This is a genomic window from Achromobacter sp. ACRQX, from assembly GCF_022346505.1.
Taxonomy (GTDB): domain Bacteria; phylum Pseudomonadota; class Gammaproteobacteria; order Burkholderiales; family Burkholderiaceae_B; genus Achromobacter; species Achromobacter animicus.
In genome coordinates this window covers 139949-161192 of record NZ_JAKRML010000008.1, presented here as the reverse complement: position 1 = coordinate 161192, position 21244 = coordinate 139949, and the positions used below count along the sequence as shown (strand labels likewise).

The following is a 21244-nucleotide window of genomic DNA, read 5'->3' as shown; positions in this document are numbered from 1 at the left end:
CCCTAAGCGGCGCTTGGCGCCATAAAAAGATTGATATGTCCGAATCGAACTCTCCTGCTTTTAGTCTGGAATTCTTTCCTCCGCGTGATCTGGCCGGCCAGGAGCGGCTGGTGCGTGCGGCCAAGCAGATGCTGGCCATCCAGCCCAAGTACGTCAGCGTGACGTTCGGCGCGGGCGGTTCCACGCGCGCCGGCACGGCCGACGCGGTGCGCACGCTGCGCAATCTGGGCTGCGCTGCGGCGCCGCACTTGTCGTGCGTGGGCGCGTCGCGCCAGGATCTGCGCGACATCCTGCAGGCCTACCAGAACGAGGGCGTGCGGCGCGTGGTGGCCCTGCGCGGCGACCTGCCGTCGGGCATGGGCGGCGACGCGGGCGAACTGCGCTACGCCAATGAACTGGTGTCGTTCATCCGCGAGGAAACCGGCGACTGGTTCCACATCGAAGTGGCCGCCTATCCCGAAATGCACCCCCAGGCCGCCAATCCTTCGGCCGACCTGGACCATTTCGTGACCAAGGTGAAGGCCGGCGCCGATGCCGCCATCACGCAGTATTTCTTCAACGCCGACGCCTATTTCGACTTCGTCGACCGCGCCCGCGCCAAGGGCGTGAACGTGCCGATCGTGCCGGGCATCATGCCCATCACGAACCACACGCAGCTGCTGCGGTTCTCGGAAATGTGCGGCGCAGAAGTGCCGCGCTGGATCCGCCTGCGCCTGGCCGAATTCGGCGACGACAAGGCCTCCATCCGCGCGTTTGGCGTGGATGTGGTGACCGAGCTGTGCCAGACCCTGCTGGACAACGGCGCGCCTGGCGTGCATTTCTACACGCTGAACAGTTCCGAAGCGCCGCTGGCGATCTGGAAGGAACTGACGGTATAAGCCGTCAGCTGCGCGCGGCTCCAGGCTTGCCGCCCGCCGCCCTTGCGATAAGGCCGGCGGTTCCGTCGGAATTCATGAGACGGTTAGCCCAATCCCCACGAAGCTATACGCTGAGTGGGGATTTTTCTTTTTTGGGAAGCGGTTCGTCGGCAAGCTCGCCAACGAGCGGCGATTTGTTAACCGGTCCCAACCCTCTGACCAATCAGACCTGGTCTTCAGAGCTTTCGAACTATTCATATGTCCAAGGGGACGGCCCCGCCTTAGATTGAACGACTTATCGTTCAACTGACGAGTGACACGCACATGGCGGGTGCAGCGACTGACTTGATCGCCGAGGCGTCCCGATGGACACGTCGGGTGGTAAATGCATTGCCATGCCCGGATTGGGCCACGCTTGAACGCGGATCTCGCCCCTGGCTTCTTCTGGAAGGTGCGCACAGCGACACGCTCGAAAGCGACCTTCTGCAAATCAAGAGTGGTTTCGAATATCGCTGGGTCTGGCGCGACACGCCTCGGGAATACCGGAATCCAGGCTATCGACACGGACCCCTGCTGGTACCGCTCGACAAGGCCTTGTTCAACCACGCCGTTGAACATTGGCTCCCCCAGCAAGCAGGAATCATCCTGGCGGCCCCCGACGATATCGACCTCCTCGTCGCACATCTGCAACAGTTGCATCAACTGACGGGCACTGACGGATTCCCCATCAGGTTCAGCCTTAATGGCACGCGGGTGCTCGAAGAGTTCTGCGAAGGCTTGACGGCGCATTCCCTGTGCAGGCTGTTCGGTCCCATCCAACGCTTCATCTGGTATGCGGGCGATGAGCATCAGGGCGAATGGTTAGGTGCCGACTCTCCCGTAGAGGGACACGCCGCACCTGCGCTGGACGAGCCCATCGCCCTGACAAAAGCCGACGAGGCCTCACTCGATCAGGCCAGCCTCGCGTGGTTCGTGCGCGACTGCGTGCGCAGCATTCGTCGACAAACGCCAGCGTACGACGACCCCGAGCATGAACCGGCCTTGTGGCGGCGCACCGACCTGTTCGTTCGCGAGGCCGCTGATCAGCTTGCGCTCACCCTGGAGCGGGATGTTCGCCACTACGTCGATCTGCGGTTTCGCTATCCACAAGATTTTTTCGCGAAGGATAGCGTGCTCCGGGACATCCTGAGCGAACGGCACATTGCCGGAAAGCAGCGATTGATGGATGCCGAAGCACGACTCTCGGCGCTCGCGGCTTAGTAAAGGAAGCCTGTCACGTGAACTTCAAAAAGGCACTGGGCGCCATCCGCCCGAACGAGAAACGCCTTGGCAAAGCCATCTCTCCACCGCCCTGCGAACGCGGCGTGCCCCTATATCCGTTGCGGTATGGCATTGCCGATTACGCGTGGGACAAGGAAGTGTTTCCCCGCCTAAATAGCGATGGCTATCCCGCACTCACGGCGGGCAAAGCGTACGGTTTGCGGACATTGCGCCCGGGCACCTACGTCTACCTCTGCTATTTCGAGAATGGGCGGATGTGGACGCAGCACTACCAAGTCACTGATGACGTCAAGTTCGCCCGCATCTGGTGGAGTTATGACGACGACCAGGATGCGACGCCGGGCAGGCTAAGCCGCCCCGATACGGTCGGCGCCCAAACATATCTTTTCGCGCCAGATGCGAATACTGCCGAAACTGTCCACATCCTGGTGAGTGACACGCTGTTGTCCCATCGCAAGCTCTGGGCCATCGAGACCAACGAGGGCGGTCTTCGCGATGCGTTGAGCACGCAATGCAGGCCTGCCGGCAATCCCTATCAGGAACACATCTTCGACGCGACGCTGCTGGGTCAGGCCGCGCCGGAACTCGTCTCGCCATCCGGACACGGTGCGCCAAAGCGTTTCGCATGGAGCGAAATCCAATTCTCAGAAAAGGCGCCAAGCCACCACAACATACTCGGCAATATGTATATCGCATTGTTGCCGCGCAAGGATTTCACACCTCTGGTGGTGCCATTGCAGGACCCGATCGGGATTGCCAGCGAGCTTCATTACCTGGTCACCCGTGCCGTCACGCTCAAGACGGAATATGCCGGCCGAAACGCGCACAAGCTGCAAAGCGCAACGTTTATCCGCGATTACTTCGAGGGGATGAAGAAGCAGGCGGGTAAAAATCCGGAGCTGGGCCATTCGATAGCGAAGCAGAAAAACCTGGTGAATTACGCCGGCGCAATGTTATTTCCGGACGGTTACGCCAAGGAAATCAAAGCGTTCGACAGCACTATTGCAGCAGCGGTAATGGACTCGCTTGCGTGGGTTCGTCTTATCGATCCATCGCGGCTATTGGGCAAGGCGCTGCACTGCTTTGACCGCAGCGTCATTCACAACGCACATGACTATGAGAACGCGGTTCTTCAGTGCATTGGCGGGCTGGTGCATTCCAAAGATGGAATACAGGTTTTGAACGATTTGATCAGTTTGCCCGTCGACAAAAGCCCTTATTGGCTCGCGCTTGCAAATGGCAGCGAACTGCTTCTTGCCCGTCTGAAGTCGAGCTCGGGTGAGATTGCCAAGAATGTTTTCAGCGTTACAGACAAATTTCTGGAGGAGCACAAACTAACTGCGGCCTCCAACGCGCTAGTCGGGCTGCTGCAGGCGGTGCCGGAATCCAAAGTAGCAGATGTACTGATGCCACGTCTGCGGCATGTGATGGAGGTCAGGGCCGGCTTCACCATTGTCCGCTATGACATCGGCCTGGAGGATTTGCAGCGAGCCGCGTATGAGCTCCGAGGGTATCAAACACTTGGGAAAGACGAATTGCGTGGGTGGAAGATGCCAAATCCGAAGATCAATCATGCAGATTCGGGTAATAGGACGTCAGTCTATGACTGGGTGAAGGTGGATGAAACCACGTACCGCGAGATCGACGCAGCAATAGCAAACGGGTCAATGTTGCCGCCGCCTAGGCCTGTTCAGATGAAAGGAAACCCGTTTGTAAATATGCTGAATCGTGTTCAGGGTCCCGGCGGGCATCTATTTACAGGGCTAGGCGGGCTTCTAGCAATCAAGGGGATGAGGGATTCGTTGAAGTCGCTGAATTCGTCTACTTCAAAGGCCGCGGGTGCTATATCGCTGATAGGTGCTTTATATACTTTGATTGGTGCTGGAATCGAAAGCCGCTCTGCCATTGCGGTAATTATTTTTGAAAAGCGCGGAAACGTTATTTTGGCAAATAGTGCAAGAATTGTTTCTGCCAAATTCGGCGTTGCCGTTTTCGGCGCTGCGGGAGCAGGCATTGCGGCCTTAGCAGATGTAGTCAGAGCGATTAAGGCAATTGGCGAGAGTAATCCAGAACAAGGAAAAATATTATTTGGGTCAGCTCTGGCAGCGGGGACGCTGGCACTTGCCATGGGGGCTGGGGGAGTGGCGGCAGCCGCTTCCATTGCATCAGGTGCGCCTATTCTGGTTCTCGGGCTTACGCCTGGGGGCTGGGCTATTGTCGCCGCTGGAGCGGTTCTCGGTGGCTTGGCGTTGTCAGTTGGAGTAATTATGACGGCGCATGGACCCGTTGAAATATGGCTCAAACATAGCGCCTGGGGCGTCAACAGCCCACGTTACTCCAATCAAGAGGAACTGGATGCAGTCCATGGGTTGCTCTACCGACCACGATTATCGGCGGAGTGGGATAAGGCATCCGGCTATTCCGTAGGCCAGCTTCGCATCAGTTGCCAATTGCCTGAAACCAACGACATTCCGGGAGAAAAATTCCAGACAAAATTGGCTTTCACCTTAAACGGAAGCCGGCTTGCTCAGGTAGAAGGGCCGATCGCGTACGCTCCCGGCACAACTCCCGTCGATTACCGCCATGAGTGCCTGGTTACGCGCTTGGGCGCTAGAGGAAGTGAATGCGGCTGGTCAATCCAAATGCATGAAGATGCCAAGGTGGAACTCGAGTATCTCTATTTCCCGGACCCTGAGTCGCGCCCTGACATAGCATTGCGGCAACCGTACGCGCCAGAGCCGTTACAGTTCTCCTCGGGCGGATGGCTGTCTGACCCGATCAGTTCACCCTTACTCGAACCGGTCCGGAGGCCAAAGTAATGTCTGACACCAAACGCCTGCCAAGAAGTCTCCGGTTCGGCGGTACGCCTTTGTACCACCGCCGGCCCACGGGAGAGCACCCTCAGCCGGACGGGGTTAGGCGCGTCAATGAACGATGCGTCGAGCTCGAAACATACGCAAACTTTACGCAAAGTGGGGCCGCCAGACATATCGGGCTCGGTGTGGTGGTAGCGATAGCGGGGGTCATCCTGATGCTGGCTATTCTGAACGAGGAGAATTCGAATCTCGAGAGTTACCTTTCGATTATCATGGCCGCGCCGGCATTGCCTGCAATCACGACACTGATTTACTTTGCCAGCGGGTCGCATCGAACCCGTGGCGCTTATGTTCGGATTAATAGACGTACACAGAAGCTGTATTACGTCTTTCCCAGAGATAAACGACTTCACGTTATCGATTGGGCTCACGTCGACGCTCTGGCCGGCTACATACCGATATTTTCGGGCACCATCAATACGTCCAGACATCCGCTGTACCTGTTAGGCGTGGATTTAGCCATGACCCCACCCACCGAAATCTGTGTGGCATGTGGAAACCTTGGAGTTGCTGTCGGTGACCGATCGGCCAAGGCGCTGTGGGCCTATCTTCAAGCCTTCATGACCCACGGTCCCGAAGGCTTGCCCGAACCCGCACCGCTACCTCCTCGACTAAGCCGCAAAGGGGAAGCCCTCCAACCGTACCGAGACTGGTATGCAGGATTGCGCCGCAGACTCGCCAAGCCCCACGGCATGCTGAAAGCGCCGATCACTATCCCGCTTTGGCTTGGCTGGCTATTGATCAACGCTATCCCGGACAGCGTGGAAGCGTTTGTTCAATACAACGTGCCGTACGCGCAGTTCCCCAAGGAGATAGACGAGTTGTGCGGCTTCGATGAGCAGGGCGCGGCCGTCGGTCGTGTCACCGGAACACATAACAAGCCGTGTAGCGGTCAAAAAAGGTAGCGGCCTGAGCTCCGTTCTTCATGGAGGCCTTTTGCTCGTCCAAATCCAAACCTTCTGCGTGCTAAATGAATCGGGATGTTAAACGCCTCCCAAAGAGCATTCGTATCGGTGGAACGTCCCTCTCCAGAGGTTCGTCGACGACCGATACGCCAGAGCCAGATGGAGTTCGACGCGTCAGCAACTCGTGCGTTGAGCTCGAAACATACGCCAATTATGTCCAGCGCGGTGCGGCAGGCTCTATAGGCATGTCCATCACAATCAGCGTTACCACTTCCGTTGCTGCAGTACTAGGAATCGGCGTTGACAACTTAGACAGGGAAACGCTGGTAGCCATATTTGCATGGCTTCCCGCCCTGACCGTTCTAGCCTCTATTTTTTACTTGGCAGGGGGTGCGCACAAAAGTCGCGGCGCTTTCATTCGCATCCATCGCGGCACTCGCAAACTCTATTTCATCTATCCAAGGGAAAAGCGTCTTCACGTCTTGGACTGGGATCGACTTGAGGCTTTAGCCGGCTATATCCCAACTGTTTCGCCAAGCGGCTACGCCAGCAGACACCCGCTTTATTTGATCGGAATCGACCACGCGATGAACCCACCGACCGAGATCTGTGCTGCATGCGGCAACCTCGGTTTGTTTGACGGAGACCGATCAGCCAAGTCGCTGTGGGCTTATCTTCAAGCTTTTGTGGCCCACGGCCCTGAGGGCTTGCCAGAACCCGCGCCGTTGCCTCCTCGCCTAACCCGCAGACAGGAAACCCTTCAACCTTACCGAGACTGGTATGCCGGATTGCGCCGCAGGTTGGCCAAGCCCTACGGCATGTTGAAAGCGCCGATCACTATCCCGCTTTGGCTCGGCTGGCTCTTGATCAACGCTTTTCCCGATAGCGTGGAGGCGTTCATTCAGTACAACGTGCCCTACACGCCGTTCCCCGCGGACATTGACCAGTTGTGCGGCTTCGACGAAATCCAATCGCCGGCCATTGGCGTCAGCGACGACCGCCATGAACCGTAAAGCACTTGCAAGCGAGGGCGTCATGGGCCTGGATTCTCGTGCCTGGCTTCATCCTCATCATGGAGCGGGGACCCACCCCTAATCGACTCTGAACGAAGTTCAGAGAAGGGCCCGATTTACGCCAACGCTTTCCTGCTGGCAAAAATCGGGCTGATCATGAGTTTCTGGTGGCGCACGGGTGCGTCTGATAATCGCGGCGCCTGAACGGGCGCCGCACGCATCAATCCGCGTACACACCCGCCTTCCGAATCACCCCGCCCCACTTGTCTACTTCAGACTTCAGCCACGTCTGCAGACCCTCGGGCGTCTGCTTGGCCTCGGGCACGATTTCGGCGCCCAGTTCGGCCATCTTTTGCGTGAATGCCGGGTCCTTCAGCGCGGTGCGCAGCGCGGCGTTGAACTTGTTGATCGCCTCGGGCGGGGTTCCCTTCGGCGCATAGACGCCGTGCCACACCTTCACCTCGAAGTCCTTCAGGCCGCCTTCCTTCAGCGTGGGGGCGTCCGGGAGCGCCTTGATGCGGTCCAGCGTGGTGACGCCATACAGCTTGACGCGTTCGGCCTTGATCTGCGGGATGGTCTGCGTTGTCTGGTCGCACAGCACGTCCACCTGTCCGCCCAGCAGCGCGGTCATGGCCGGCGCGGTGCCCGCGTAGGGGACCGTCGTGAACTGCACGCCCAGCGACTCCTGCAGCAGCATGCCGCACAGCTGCGACACGGCGCCCAAGCCGGCGTTGGCCAGGTTGATCTTGTTGCCGTTTTCCTTGGCGTACTTGATGAAGTTGGCCATGCCGTCGGCCGGCAGGTCCTTTCGGCCCAGCAGGGTCATCGGCACGTCGGCGACCTGGCCGACATACGAGAAGTCGGTCAGCGGATTGAACGACAGCTTGCGGTACAGCGCCGGAGCCGTCGCCATGCCGTTGTGGTGGATCAGGAAGGTGTAGCCGTCGGGTGCGGCGCGCGCCACGTGTTGCGAGGCCAGCGTGCCGCCCGCGCCGGTGCGGTTTTCGATGACGACGCTCTGGCCCAGCGTCTTGGCCATGGAGGCGCCCAGGCTGCGGGCCACAACGTCGGTGGGACCGCCCGCGGCAAACGGCACGACCAGCGAAATCGGGTGATTCGGGTAGGTTCCCTGCGCGCCGGCATTGCCAAAGGCCAGGCACGACAGGGCCAGCATGGGCCAGGCTGCACGCTTGAGGGCGCGCGCGTAACGGTGGGACATGTCTCGCTCCTTGTAGTCTCTTGGCCCGCGATGCCGCGCATGGCGGGCAGGCATCGGCAGTGTGGCGCGACAAGGGCGAGGTTGGGAATTCGCGGTTTCGCAAGCCGGGCTTCGGCGTGCGGAAAGGAGGGTTTACGTGGACTTGCCGGCAGAAGCGCTAAAAAGCGTGCGTGTAGTGCCTCGGAGGGGCTGGATCTTGCCTGGGCCCGGGCTGGTGCGAACGGCGCGCACGGGTTCCAGACCGGGCCCGCGCCGGGCCATCACGGCTCCGGTATGTTTTCCCTGAAGATCACCTGCAGCCGCGGCAGGTAGCTGGGTTCCGGTGCGCCCTTCACGGCCGCCACCAGCAGCTTCACGATCTCCCGTGCCTCGACGCGCGGGTTCTGGTCGATCACGGCGTCCATCGTGCGATCAAGCAGGAGGCGGCGCGTGGCTTCGGTGAGGTCGTGGCCGACGAAGACGATGCGAGGGGCGGAGGACGCCGCGTTCGGCCGGGCCGCGATCGGCCGGGCCGCGTCCGGCCACGCGTCGGCCGCCCACGCCTCAGCCGGCCGCGCCTCCTTCAGCGCCCGCGCGATGCCCTGATTGCCCGCGCCGATGTTGTAGATCGCGTGCGGCGGGTCTGTGCGCAGCAGATCCTGCGTGACGGCAAAGGCGCGGTCGCGGTCGTCGCCGATCTCGAGCGTGTGGGCGATGCGCAGGTGTGGAAACTCTTCGCTCAGCAGCGAGCGAAAGCCCATCTCGCGCTCTTCGTGGCCGCGATAGGCCAATGACCCCACGAACACCGCGACCTTGCGTTCGGTGTGCTGCGGCAGAAATCGGCCCAGCAACAGCGCGGCCAGGCGGCCTGCGGCGCGGTTGTCGATGCCCACGTACCCCAAACGCGCCGAGATCGGAATGTCCGACACCAGGGTGCTCACGTGCACGCCGCTGTCGCGCAGCGCCATGATGGCGTCGCGCACCTGAGGATGGTCCAGCCCGACCAGGCCAACCGCCTGCGTCTGCTCGCGCAGCTCGTAGAGTTTTTTCGCGAGCTTGTTGGCGTCGAATCCCTCGATCAGATGCAGGCGGGCCTGCACGTCGGGGCGCGCGGCGGCTTCTTCGAGCAGGTGCCGGCCCAGCGCGGTCATGAAACTGTTGGTGCCGGCGGGCAAGACGAAATCGACCCGCACGTCCTGACTGGCGGACTCGGCGCCCGGAACGAAGTAGCCCAGGCGATTGGCAATCGCCAACACGCGGTCGCGCGTCTTGCCGCGCACGCCGTCCCGGTCGTTCAGGACCCGGTCCACCGTGGCGGTGGACATGCCGGCTTCACGGGCAATGAGGGAAATGGTGGGGCGCATGGCGGATCAGGCTCTCAATACACCATCAGGACGATGGCAGCGCGGCCATCATAAGCCATCATTTGCAATCATTCGAGATCAAAAAGGTAACGCCGCAGCCCTATGAGCGCCGACCGTCTTTACCCCTGATTGTTTTGATGTGAATATCGCGGCTCAGTACATCAAACACAGCACGGCAGGATGCCAGGCAGTCGACAGTGCATACCAGGCCGGCAGGAGGAGCACATGTCGAACCCTACCTTGGTGCCCGACCCCCCCGTCCGCGAACGGCGCTTTCGCATCGGCTGTATCGGCGCCGGCATGATCATGGCCGAGTGCCATCTGGCGGCCTATCAGCAGGCCGGCTTCACCGTGGCGGCGATCGCGTCACGCACCCGCAGCAAAGCGGCCGCGGTTGCTGAACGCTATGGCATCCCGTGTGTGCATGACGACCCCCTGGCCCTGATCGCGGATCCGCAGATCGAGATCGTGGACATCGCGTATCCGCCCGACCAGCAGCCCGCGCTGATCCGCGCTGCATTGCGAGCCCCGCACGTGCGCGGCGTGCTGGCGCAGAAGCCCCTCGCGCTGTCGCTGGATGAAGCCCGCGCCTTGCGCGACGAGGCCCGGGCCGCCGGCAAGATCCTGTCGGTGAACCAGAACATGCGCTACGACCAGTCGATGCGCACGCTCAAGCAGCTGCTCGACCAGGGCGTGCTGGGCACGCCGGTGTTCGCGCAGATCGACATGCACGCAATCCCGCACTGGCAGGACTTTCTGCGCGACTACGACCGTCTGACGCTCTCGAACATGAGCGTGCATCACCTCGATGCCCTGCGCTATCTGTTTGGCGAGCCCACCGAGATCACCAGCATCACCCGTCCCGATCCGCGCACCGAGTTCGCGCATCAGGATGGGCTGGTGAGCACCACGCTGCGCTTTGGCAACGGCCTGCTCGCGCTGTCGCTCGAAGACGTGTGGTCGGGTCCGCGGGCCGAGGGATACCCCGACGACCAGCACATCCGCTGGCGCGTGGAAGGCACCGAGGGCGTCGCGCGCGGCACCATCGGCTGGCCCACCGGCGAGCCGTCGACCCTGAGCTACGCCTCGCGCGCGGCCAATGGCCATACCGACGGGCGTTGGGTGACGCCCACGTGGGACACGATGTGGTTTCCGCATGCCTTCATCGGCGTGATGGAGCAGTTGCAGTACGCGCTGGCCAGCGGCACCGAGCCTGCGTTGAGCGTGACCGACAACGTACGCACGATGGCGCTGGTCGAGGCCGCGTACACGTCCATCGCCGAAGGCCGCACGGTACGGCTGCCGGCTGTTGAATAACCAGACAGAAAAACAGACGGAGACAACCATCATGATCCAGACCGGAATCTTCTCGGGCTACTTTCCCTATGAGCTGGAGCGCACCGCCAAGGTGATCCGCTCGCACGGCTTCAACACCGTGCAGCTGGACCTGCATTTCAAGGACATGGAGCTGGGCCCGGGGCAACTGACCGCGCAGAAATGCACGCAGATCCGCGACACCTTCCGCAACTACAACCTGCCGGTGTCCTGCATCTCGGCCTACACCAACATCGTGCATCCCGATCCCGCCGAGCGCCAACGCCGCAACGGTTATCTGAAAGAGATCCTCACGCACGCACGCCAGTTGGGCTCGCCTTACGTGATCTCGGAAACCGGCACGTTCGACACCGAAAGCGACTGGGTGCATCACCCCAAGAACAAGACCGAGGAAGGCTGGGACCAGTGCCGCGCGGTGATCGCCGAGCTGTCGCAGCATGCCTACGACCATGGGGCGGTGTTCCTGCTGGAGACCTACGTGAACAACGTGGTGGGGTCGGTCGAGGAAACGCTGCGCATGTTCGCCGAAGTAGACCACCCGGGCCTGGGCCTTCTGATGGACCCGACGAACTTCTTCGAAGCGCACAACATCGACCAGATGGACCGCACGCTCAATCAGGTGTTTGACGCGCTCTCCGACAAGATCTGCATCGCGCATGCCAAGGACGTGAAGCGTTCGGGCGATGACAAGTCGGAAAAACACAGCGACATCGGTGACGACAGCGCGGCGGAAAGCCATACGTTCCGTGGGGTAGGGGAGATCGAGTTGCCGGCGCCGGGCCTGGGCGCGCTCAATTACGACCTGTACCTGCAGCGCCTGGCCAAGAAGCACCCCAACATTCCCATCATCATCGAACACCTGACCGAAGACGACGTGCCGCGCGCCAAGCAATTCCTCGACGAGCGGCTGCGCGCGAACGGTCTGTAGGCCGGCGCCCCAATCAGTACCGGCGCGCCGCGAAGCCATCAACGAACAGCGCCCGCGGCGCGCCTCCTGAACACGATTCCGAACACCGACACCGGTGGACGCGCGCCCGCGCATCCGCCAGGGAGAACTCATGCCTGACATTTACGGAACCTGGATGACGCGCCGCGACGTAGAGGCGCGCACCGGACAGCTTGCGCAGTTTGCCGGCGTACGCCTGATGACGCTGGACGACGGGCTGGAGCGCGGTATCCGCATGCTGGAGTTCCGCAGCGGCACGGGCCTGCGTTTTACGGTGCTGGTGGATCGGGCGATGGACATCGCCGACTGCGAATATCGCGGTATGGCCATGGGATGGCAATCGCCGTCGGGCTTTCGCCACCCCGGGCTGCACGACTACGAAGGCGAGGGCGGACTGGGCTGGATGCGGTCGTTCTCGGGGCTCATGATCACCTGCGGGCTGGATCACATCCTGTTCATGTACGACGCACCGGCCGACAACTATGTGTACGGCCCGCGCAAGACGGCCAAGCAATCCATCCATGGCCGCGTCGGCACCATTCCCGCGCGGCTGACCGGTTACGGCGAACGCTGGGATGGCGATCGCTGCGTGCTGTGGGCCGAAGGCGTGGTGAGCCAGGGCACGGTGTTCGGCGAGCATCTCGAGCTGCACCGCCGCATCGAGATCGAGGTGGGCACCAACGACATCAAGCTGTCGGACCGTGTCGTGAATCGCGGCTTCTACCGCACGCCGCACATGCTCTGCTATCACATCAACCTGGGCTATCCGGTTCTGGATGCAGACTCGCGCTATCTGGCGCCGATCCGCGAGGTGGTGTGGGCCGCGCACGAGCAGGACTACCGCAAGCAGGGCGTGGGCTACCGCCGCATGCCGGCGCCGCAGCTGGGCTTTCATGAGCAGGTGTGGCAGCACGAGATGGCGGCCGCGGCCGACGGCAGCGTGCCGGTCGCCCTGGTGAACGATGCGTTGGGCCTGGGCATGCAGGTCAGCACCTACAAGCATCAATTCCCCTGCCAGTACCAATGGCAGAACCTGCAATCCGGCCAGTATGCAATGGGCATCGAGCCCTCCACCAACCATGTGCTGGGGCAGGGCGCGGCGCGCGAGCGCAACGAGCTCATCTGGCTCGAGCATGGCGACGAGCGCCGCTACGACACCACATTCAGCGTGCTGGGCTCGGCCGCCGACATCGCGGCCTGCGAGGCTCGTATCCGCGCAATCGCGGTGCAGCCCGAGACCGACTATCCGCCGTTGTCGGGACGCTTTGCGCCCATCGCGGGGCGCACATGAGCGCGCGCTTCTCGTTGCAAGGCCGCCGCGTGCTGTACACGGGCGCCGCGGGCGGCTTTGGCGTGGACACCACGATTGCGCTGCTGGAAGCGGGCGCACGTGTGATTGCGCTGGACAACCACGCCGGGCATATCGATCGCTTGCGCAGCACCGTGCCGGCACAGTTGGCCGGCCAGCTTCAGATCCTGCAGGCCGACCTTGCCGACGCCAGCGCGCTGCAATCGCACCTTGAGCGGCTGACGGCCGAGGGCACGATCGACGTCGTCATCAACAACGCGGCCATCTATCCGTCGCGCCCGTTCGAGGAATACAGCGATGCCGAGCTGGCGCGCGTACACCGTGTCAACGTGGAGGCCGCCGTGCAGATCGTGCGCGCGGCACTGCCGGGCATGCGCGAACAGCAGTGGGGCCGCGTGATCAACATCTCGTCGATCACCCTATCGGGCGGTTGGGAAAACCTGCTGCCCTACGTGCAGTCCAAGGGCGCGATGGTGGGGGCCACACGCGCCTTCGCCCGCGAGTTCGGCAAGTGGGGCATCACGGTCAACGCCATTTCGCCGGGCGCCTTTCCGACCGACGCCGAGAAGATCCATCCCGATCCCGAGGGCTACAACCGCATGGTGCTCGAACGCCAATCGGTCAAGCGCCGCGGGCACGCCGGCGACATCGCCGCGGCCATCTTGTTCCTGGCCTCGGACGAGGCGGGTTTCATTTCCGGACAGACGCTGGCGGTGGACGGCGGCTGGGTCATGCACTGAGGCGCATCGGCGCCACGCAAAGGGTAGAAGCAATGAGCATTCTTTCTGGCTACAAGGTTCTGGACTGCTCCATCGCCATGGCGGGCCCGTTCGCGGCGCAGCGCCTGGGCGACCTGGGCGCCGACGTGATCAAGATTGAGCCGCCCACCGGCGAATGGCAGCGGCACGCGCCCGCCGGCGGCATCACGGGCAACAAGATCAACGTGTCGTTTCTTTCGCTGAACCGCAACAAGCGCTCGCTGGCGATCGATCTGAAGAGCGCCGGCGGCAAGGAGATCATCCAGAAGCTCGCGGCGCAGGCCGATGTGTTCATCCAGAACTATCGGCCTGGTGTGGCCGGCCGCCTGGGCGTGGATTACGAGACCCTGTCGGCCCTGAACCCGCGCCTGATTTATGTATCGATGTCGGGCTTCGGCGAAGACGGCCCCTATGCCACGCGCCCCGGGCAGGATCTGCTGTTGCAGGCGATGTCTGGCGCGATGCTGTCGTCGGGCCGGGCCGGCGAAGCGCCGCGTGCGGCGGGCCAGTATGTGGTCGACGCCGTCACCGCGTACTGCGCCTTCGAAGGCGTGCTGGCCGCGCTGCTGCACCGCGAGCGCACCGGCGAGGGCCAGAAGGTCGAGGTCAACATGCTGGATGCGATCACCACGATCCAGATGCAGGAGCTCTCGGTGTTTACCGTGGGGCACAAGCCGCAGGTGCGCAGCGCCGAGCCGCATGCCCACGTGTACATCCGCGCGCCCTATGGCACCTTCGCGACGACTGACGGCTATCTGGCGCTGGCCATGCCCGACATGAAGGTGCTGGCGCGCGTGACCGAAGAGCCGCGCCTGGCGGCGTATACCGAGCGCGACGGTTGGGAAAAGCGTGACGAGATCTACGCGCTGGTGCGCGATACGCTGGCCAAGGCTTCGACCGCCGACTGGTTCGCCAAACTGGATGCCGCCGGCATCTGGTGCAGCCCCGTGTATGGCTATGCCGATCTGGTCGAAGATCCGCAGATCGCGCACAACGGCACGTTCGTCGAATACGACCATCCGACCGAAGGCCGGATCAAGACGCCAGGCTTTCCGATCCGTTTTTCCAAGACGCCGAGCCAGGTGGTGCGCGGTGCGCCGCTCACCGGTCAGCACACCGACGAAGTGCTGCGTGATTTTGGCTTCAGCGACAACGAGATCGCCGCACATGCGGCCTCGGGCGCGGTGTTGCGTGGAGCCTCGGAATGAGCCAGCTACCCTATCGTGGCCTGACCTGGGATCACCCGCGCGGCTTCAATGCGCTGCACGCGGCGACCGCCCACACGCCGCTGGTGCACTGGGACAAGCAGTCGCTCGAGGGGTTCGAGTCGGCGCCGATTGCCGAGCTCTGCGCCCGCTATGACCTGGTGGTGCTGGATCATCCGCATCTGGGCGAAGCCCTGGCGCACGATTGCCTGCAGCCGCTGGACACCGTGTTCGCGCCCGACGAGCTGGCGCGGATCGCACGCGACAGCATCGGACTGTCGTACGACAGCTATCGCATGGCCGACCGCCAATGGGCGCTGCCGCTGGACGCTGCGACGCAGGTGATGGCCACGCGCGTGGATCGGCTCGACGGCCCCGCGCCGCGCACATGGCATGAGGTGCTGACGCTGTCGCAACGCAGTGGCTCGGTCGCGCTCAGCTGGGGGGGACCGCATCCATTTCTGTCGCTGCTGTCGATCGCCGCCGCCATCGCGCCCGACACCGACCTGCGGCCGCACGGCGCCTGGCACGACGAAGCGACGCTCGCCGGCGCGTGCGATGTGCTCACTGAGCTGGCGCGGCGCACGCCCGCGCACGCCCTGGCGTACAACCCGATCGCCTTGCTGGGTCACATGAGCGCGCGCGACGACATCACGCTCTGCCCGCTGGTCTATGGCTATGTGAATTACGCCACCGCCGCCGTCGCCAAGCCGCTCACGTTCCGTGACGCGCCCCAGGCCGACGCTGGCCGGCCCGGGTCGATCCTCGGCGGCACCGGCATTGCGATATCGCGGCGCTGCATCGTGGGACCAGAGCTACGCGCGCATCTGTTGTGGTTGCTGGCAGCGGAGACCCAAAGCCGCTTCATCCCGCAGCATGACGGACAGCCCAGCCATCGCGGCAGCTGGGCCGATGCAAACGTGAATGCGGCGAGCGGCAACTTCTACGCCAACACGGCCCGCACGCTGGAAGCGGCCTCGATCCGGCCGCGGCACGACGGCTACATCGCCTTTCAGAGCGAGGCCTCGCAGTTCCTGCGCGATGGCGTCGCCGCCCGCGCATCGTCCCATGCATTGGCGCGCGGCCTGACCGAGCGTTTCGAGGCCAGCCTGGCCGCCACCCCAAGCACTCCGCAATAAGGATGTCGACGTGAGCGCACTCGTCAATCTCAGTATCGATGGCCATGTCGCCATCATCGAACTCAACCGCCCAGAGAAGCTGAACGCGATGACGCCCGAGATGGCCGATTTGCTGATCGCGGCGGTGGAGCAATGCAATACCGACGCGCAGGTGCGCGCGGTGATCTTGACCGGTGCGGGTCCCAAGGCCTTCTGCGCCGGCTCGGACATCACCGAGCTGGACCGCTACGCGACGCCCTGGGATTTTCGCAACCGGCTCGACTACTGCGACTGCGTGCGCATGTTGAAAAAGCCCACGGTGGCCGCGATCAACGGCTACACCTTCGGCGGCGGCCTTGAGATGGCATTGGCCTGCGATATCCGCATCGCCGCCGACAACGCGCGCCTGGGCGCGCCAGAGATCAAGCTGGGCTGGATCGGCGGCGGCGGCATGACGGCGCAGCTTGTCCATGCCATCGGCCCGAGCAACGCCGCACTGATGGTGCTGACCGGCGACCCCATCCGCGCCGAGCAGGCGCTGGCCTGGGGCCTGGTGAGCGAGGTGGTGCCGCAAGAACAACTGCGCGAGCGCGCGCAGGCGCTTGCCGCCACCATCGCCTCGCGCGCGCCCATCGCCGCCGAGACGGCCCGCGTCAATCTGCGCGCCGCGCTGTCGATGCCGCTGGAGAAGGCCGTGGAATACGAGCGCGATCTGCAGGCGATCTGCTTTGCCACCGCCGACGCCAAGGAAGGCCGCAAGGCGTTTGAAGAAAAGCGCGCGCCGAAGTTCGAGCGGCGCTGATGTGAGGGAGGCGCCCCGCGCGGCGCCTGAACCGCCTTTCAGTTGGGCTGGTCCTTGCCCGGCTCTTCGGCCAGCACCTGCGGCGTCACGTAGGGGGCGTGGGCGGTGTTGACGGGCTCCATGCGCAGCGGCTGGTGCACGCGCGACGGCGGCACCAGTGAGCCGGGGGCGTCGGGATTGGTCCACGACGGATCCGGGATTTCCGCAAAGACCTGGCGCAGGCGTTCACCCCAGGTGCCGCGGATCATGCGGAAGTATTCGTTGTGTTCGTCGATGCTGGCAAAGTGCGTCACGCGCAACGAGTTGGCGCTATACACAAGCAGGTCCAGTGGCACGCCGACCGAGATATTGGAGCGCAGCGTGGAATCCATGGAGATCAGCGCGCACTTGGCGGCCTCGTCCAGCGAGGTGTCCGGCTGCAGCACGCGATCCAGGATGGGCTTGCCGTACTTGGCCTCGCCGATCTGGAAATACGGGCACTCCTGGCCGGCCTCGATGAAGTTGCCCGCCGAATACACCTGGAACAGGCGGCATTGTTCGGTGCCGATCTGGCCGCCGAAGATCATGCTGACGTTGAAATCCACGCCCTGCTCGTGCAGGGCGGCGGCCTCGCTGCGGTAGACCTCGCGCACCGCCGCGCCCACCAGCCGCGTGGCCGCGAACATGTCGGGCGCGTTCCAGAGGGTGTCGGCGCCTTCTTCGCGCTGACGGGTCAGCACGTTCAGCACGGCCTGGCTGACCGCCAGATTGCCGGAGGTCATCAGGACCATGACGCGCTCGCCCGGCAGTTCGAAAACGGTCATTTTGCGAAAGACGCTGATCTGGTCGACGCCCGCATTGGTGCGCGAGTCGGAGAGAAACACCAGGCCGGCGTCGAGGCGGGCGGCTACGCAGTAGGTCATGATCGGAAAGAGGGAAAAACCACCACGCATTGTATTGCGGCGCGGCGGGGCGGATGTAACGGCATACTGCGGCGGCTTATTGCTGCCGGCTACTGCTGCGCGCCGGCCTGGACCTGGACGCTGATCTCCATCGATTCCTCGCCGCCGCCGGTGCGCACGCCGCGCACAGGCGAGGCCGAGTCGTAGTCCCGGCCCACCGCCAGCCGGCAATGGCACTCCGAGGCGAACTGGTTGTTGGTGATGTCCACGCTGGTCCAGCCCACGTCGGGCAGCCAGACGTCCGCCCATGCATGGCTGGCCGCATGCTCGGCGGTGGTGTACAGGTAACCGCTGACGTACCGCGCCGGCACCGCCAGGCCGCGCACGCAGGCCAGGAAGAGGTGGGCGTGGTCCTGGCACACGCCAAGGCCCAGGGCCAGCACCTGATCGGCGGCGGTCGTCACGTCCGTGGTGCCGGGCACGTAGGCCACGCGTCCGTGGATCGCCGCCGCCAGTTTCAGGATGTCGTCCGACGTCGACAGTCCATTCGGCAGCACCGCGCGCGCAAAGGCCAGAATCGTTTCATCCGCCTGCGTCAGCCGCGTCGGCACGCAATAGGCGTGCACCGGCAGGCGGCTGTCCTCGCTGCCCAGCACGCCGCGCGTCAGCGGCGCCACCAGCACCTGGCCGGAGACGCGCAGTTCGATGTCGCTGTGCGGCTGGTTCAGCGTCAGGGTATGCGTGATGTTGCCGTAGGCGTCGACCTGCTTGTCCAGTTCGCCGGGGGCCTCGATGTGCCAGCGCAGCACGCGCTGGTGCTCGTCGTCGCGCGGCGTCAGGCGCAGGGTCTGGATGCTGTAGTTGACCGGCGCCGTGTAGCGGTAATGGGTGACGTGCGTGATGATCTGCTTCATTGCCTCTCCCGTGTTAGGCCGACAGCGGCACCAGGAAGTCCTGGCTGATCCGGTTGCCCAGGTCGTTGATGCGGTCCAGGAAGCGATCCAGGTAGCGGTGCAGTCCGCTCGCCAGTATGTCTTCGACGCGCCCGTACTGCAGCTCCGCACATAGCATGCCCGCGCGGCGCTCGGTTTCCGTGGAGCGCTGATTCGAAACGCGCGCCAGGTCGCCGGCCACCGCCCGCATCGCGGCCAGCAGCGATCGCGGCATGTCGCCATGCAGGATCAGCAGTTCGGCCACGCGGTCGGGCGTGATGACATCACGGTACACCTTGCGGTAGATCTCCAGGCCGGACACGGAACTGAGCAGCGCCGACCAGCGGTAGAACTCGCTTTGCACGGCGGCCGCGCCGGCCGGTTCCGCCCGGCCGTCCTGCGCGCCCGCGCCGCCGCGTTCATGGAACTTCACGTCCAGCATGCGGGCGGTGTTGTCGGCGCGCTCCAGATGCATGCCGATGCGCATGAAGTACAGCGCCTCGTCCTCCAGCATGGTGGCGATCGTGACGCCGCGCGCCAGATGCGAGCGGAACTTCACCCACTCGAAGAACTCGCCCGGATTGCGCTCCAGCAGGCCGGTGTGCAGGTGCTTGAGGAGTTCAAGCCAGGTGGTGTTGTAGGTTTCCCAGACTTCGGTCGTCAGGCTGCCGCGCACCGCGCGCGCGTTTTCGCGAGCGGCGCGCATGCAGGCATAGATCGATGACGGATTTTCCGGATCGCGCACCATGTACTGCAGCACGTCGTGCGGCGATATGGAGGCGTATTTGCTTTGGTACAGGCCCTGCAGCTCGGAAATGCGCAGCACGCCCAGCCACGAGCCTTCGCGCGTGTGCGTGTCCTGCGGCAGCAGCGACATCTGCAGGTTCACGTCCAGCATGCGGGCGGTGTTTTCGGCGCGCTCGGTGTAGCGGCACATCCAGAACAGGTTGTCGGCGGTTCGGCTCAGCATGGTCAGTCCTCCAGCACCCAGGTGTCCTTCGTGCCGCCGCCCTGGCTGCTGTTGACCACCAGCGAGCCCTCGGTCAGCGCCACGCGGCACAGGCCGCCCGGCACGGTGCGGATCTCCTTGCCGCACAGCACGTACGGACGCAGGTCCACGTGGCGCGGCGCGACGCCTGATTCCACGTAGGTCGGCGTGGTCGACAGCGCCAGCGTGGGCTGCGCGATGTAGTTGCCGGGGTTGGCGCGTACGCGGTCCCTGAACGCGTCCACGTCGGCGCGCGAGGCGGACGGCCCGACCAGCATGCCGTAGCCGCCCGCGCCGTGCACTTCCTTGACCACCAGTTCGTGCATGTTGGCCAGCACGTGCGACAGCTCGTCCGGCCGGCCGCAGCGCCAGGTGGGCACATTCGACAGGATGGGTTCTTCGCCCAGGTAGAAGCGGATCATGTCGGGCACGTACAGGTACGTGGATTTGTCGTCGGCGATGCCGGTGCCGATGGCGTTGGCCAGCGTGACGCGGCCGGCGCGATACACCGACAAGAGGCCCGGCACGCCCAGCGCGGAATCGGCGCGAAACGCCAGCGGATCCAGAAAATCGTCGTCCAGGCGGCGGTAGATGACGTCCACCTTGCGCGGCCCACGCGTGGTGCGCATGTAGACGGTGTTCTGTTCGACGAACAGGTCCTGGCCTTCGACCAGTTCCACGCCCATCTGCTGCGCCAGGAACGCGTGCTCGAAGTACGCCGAGTTGTACATGCCCGGCGTCAGCACCACCACGGTGGGGTCGTCGCCGCCGTGCGGCGCGACCTCGCGCAGGTTGTCCAGCAGCAGGTCGGGGTAGTGGGCCACCGGCTCGACCTTGATGCGGCCGAAGGCGTCCGGCATCAGCCGCATCGACATCTTGCGGTTCTCCAGCATGTACGACACGCCCGACGGCACGCGCAGGTTGTCCTCCAGCACATAGAACTCGCCGGCGCCCGCCCGCACGATGTCCACGCCAGCGATGTGGCAGTAGATGTCCTCGGCCACGTCGACGTCCTGCATCTCGGGGCGGTATTGCGCGTTCAGGAAGACCTGCTCGGCCGGCACGATGCCGGCGCGCACGATGTCGTGCCCGTGATAGATGTCGCGGATGAACAGGTTCAGCGCACGCACGCGTTGCTTCAGGCCCGCCTCCAGGAGCTGCCATTCGTCGGCGGGGATGATGCGGGGGATCAGGTCGAAAGGGATGAGGCGCTCGGTGCCGGCGGCGTCGCCCGCCACCGAGAACGTGATGCCGACGCGGCGAAAGCTCAGGTCGGCCTCGAGCCGGCGCACGGACATGGCCTCGGCCGACTGCTCGTTGTGCCAGCGCTCGAATGCCTGATAGTGGGCGCGAATGCGGTTTTCGCCGTCGCGCATTTCGTCATAGGCGGATGGGCGGGCGGGTCTGTCCATCATGGCTCCTCCGGTGCAGATGCATATCTACAAGCAACCCGCATGCCAGGTTTGGCGGCAGGCG

Annotated in this window: 18 protein-coding genes; 12 read left to right on the top strand and 6 right to left on the bottom strand. The window is 63.7% G+C overall.

Annotated features, from left to right (window positions below):
• Positions 1 to 35 precede the first annotated feature (35 nt).
• The 5 genes from metF (at position 36) to MHZ91_RS10155 (ending at position 6932) form a co-directional block, all read left to right on the top strand.
• On the top strand, positions 36 to 878 hold the full coding sequence (metF, locus tag MHZ91_RS10175) for a methylenetetrahydrofolate reductase [NAD(P)H] (RefSeq protein WP_239213505.1): 843 nt from the start codon (positions 36 to 38) through the stop codon (positions 876 to 878).
• A gap of 324 nt (positions 879 to 1202) precedes the next feature.
• Positions 1203 to 2117 (top strand): DUF4123 domain-containing protein, encoded by a 915-nt coding sequence (locus MHZ91_RS10170; RefSeq protein WP_239213504.1) that lies wholly within the window; start codon positions 1203 to 1205, stop codon positions 2115 to 2117.
• A gap of 17 nt (positions 2118 to 2134) precedes the next feature.
• The gene (locus MHZ91_RS10165; RefSeq protein WP_239213502.1) at positions 2135 to 4957 is read left to right on the top strand and encodes a toxin VasX; all 2823 of its coding nucleotides are present in this window, start codon (positions 2135 to 2137) and stop codon (positions 4955 to 4957) included.
• Positions 4957 to 5919, top strand: a complete 963-nt coding sequence (locus tag MHZ91_RS10160) for a DUF6708 domain-containing protein (RefSeq protein ID WP_239213501.1) — start codon at positions 4957 to 4959, stop codon at positions 5917 to 5919. Before MHZ91_RS10165 ends, MHZ91_RS10160 begins: the two co-directional genes overlap by 1 nt.
• 245 nt (positions 5920 to 6164) lie before the next feature.
• Positions 6165 to 6932, top strand: a complete 768-nt coding sequence (locus MHZ91_RS10155) for a DUF6708 domain-containing protein (RefSeq protein ID WP_239213500.1) — start codon at positions 6165 to 6167, stop codon at positions 6930 to 6932.
• A gap of 220 nt (positions 6933 to 7152) precedes the next feature.
• On the opposite strand, the gene MHZ91_RS10150 is transcribed toward MHZ91_RS10155, so the two are convergent.
• Positions 7153 to 8151 (bottom strand): tripartite tricarboxylate transporter substrate-binding protein, encoded by a 999-nt coding sequence (locus MHZ91_RS10150; RefSeq protein ID WP_239213499.1) that lies wholly within the window; start codon positions 8149 to 8151, stop codon positions 7153 to 7155.
• A 260-nt stretch (positions 8152 to 8411) separates the two neighbouring features.
• Positions 8412 to 9494, bottom strand: coding sequence for a LacI family DNA-binding transcriptional regulator (locus MHZ91_RS10145; protein ID WP_239213498.1), 1083 nt, complete (start codon positions 9492 to 9494; stop codon positions 8412 to 8414).
• A gap of 225 nt (positions 9495 to 9719) precedes the next feature.
• Here MHZ91_RS10145 and MHZ91_RS10140 point away from each other — a divergent pair, with 225 nt between their 5' ends.
• From MHZ91_RS10140 to MHZ91_RS10110, 7 genes are all read left to right on the top strand, one after another.
• Entirely contained in the window at positions 9720 to 10811 is a 1092-nt protein-coding gene (locus MHZ91_RS10140) for a Gfo/Idh/MocA family protein (protein ID WP_239213497.1), read from the top strand.
• Positions 10812 to 10842: 31 nt separating this feature from the next.
• Positions 10843 to 11757: a sugar phosphate isomerase/epimerase gene (locus tag MHZ91_RS10135; RefSeq protein WP_175124945.1), complete on the top strand. Its 915-nt coding sequence runs from the start codon at positions 10843 to 10845 to the stop codon at positions 11755 to 11757.
• 130 nt (positions 11758 to 11887) lie between these two features.
• Positions 11888 to 13066, top strand: coding sequence for an aldose 1-epimerase family protein (locus tag MHZ91_RS10130; protein WP_175136831.1), 1179 nt, complete (start codon positions 11888 to 11890; stop codon positions 13064 to 13066).
• On the top strand, positions 13063 to 13824 hold the full coding sequence (locus MHZ91_RS10125) for an SDR family NAD(P)-dependent oxidoreductase (RefSeq protein ID WP_175124947.1): 762 nt from the start codon (positions 13063 to 13065) through the stop codon (positions 13822 to 13824). The genes MHZ91_RS10130 and MHZ91_RS10125 overlap by 4 nt, the downstream gene beginning before the upstream one ends.
• A 32-nt stretch (positions 13825 to 13856) precedes the next feature.
• Positions 13857 to 15050 (top strand): CaiB/BaiF CoA-transferase family protein, encoded by a 1194-nt coding sequence (locus MHZ91_RS10120; RefSeq protein WP_175136830.1) that lies wholly within the window; start codon positions 13857 to 13859, stop codon positions 15048 to 15050.
• Positions 15047 to 16186 (top strand): hypothetical protein, encoded by a 1140-nt coding sequence (locus MHZ91_RS10115; RefSeq protein ID WP_239213496.1) that lies wholly within the window; start codon positions 15047 to 15049, stop codon positions 16184 to 16186. The genes MHZ91_RS10120 and MHZ91_RS10115 overlap by 4 nt, the downstream gene beginning before the upstream one ends.
• Before the next feature lie 10 nt (positions 16187 to 16196).
• Complete coding sequence (locus tag MHZ91_RS10110; protein WP_128829573.1) at positions 16197 to 16967, top strand: enoyl-CoA hydratase/isomerase family protein; 771 nt, start codon at positions 16197 to 16199, stop codon at positions 16965 to 16967.
• A 38-nt stretch (positions 16968 to 17005) separates the two neighbouring features.
• Here MHZ91_RS10110 and MHZ91_RS10105 read toward each other — a convergent pair whose 3' ends face one another.
• From MHZ91_RS10105 to MHZ91_RS10090, 4 genes are all read right to left on the bottom strand, one after another.
• Positions 17006 to 17869 (bottom strand): proteasome-type protease, encoded by an 864-nt coding sequence (locus MHZ91_RS10105; RefSeq protein WP_175136824.1) that lies wholly within the window; start codon positions 17867 to 17869, stop codon positions 17006 to 17008.
• 89 nt (positions 17870 to 17958) lie between these two features.
• Positions 17959 to 18762, bottom strand: a complete 804-nt coding sequence (locus tag MHZ91_RS10100; RefSeq protein WP_175136823.1) for a transglutaminase family protein — start codon at positions 18760 to 18762, stop codon at positions 17959 to 17961.
• Between the two features lie 13 nt (positions 18763 to 18775).
• Positions 18776 to 19750, bottom strand: a complete 975-nt coding sequence (locus MHZ91_RS10095; RefSeq protein ID WP_239213495.1) for an alpha-E domain-containing protein — start codon at positions 19748 to 19750, stop codon at positions 18776 to 18778.
• A 2-nt stretch (positions 19751 to 19752) separates the two neighbouring features.
• Entirely contained in the window at positions 19753 to 21183 is a 1431-nt protein-coding gene (locus MHZ91_RS10090) for a circularly permuted type 2 ATP-grasp protein (protein WP_239213494.1), read from the bottom strand.
• Positions 21184 to 21244 lie beyond the last annotated feature (61 nt).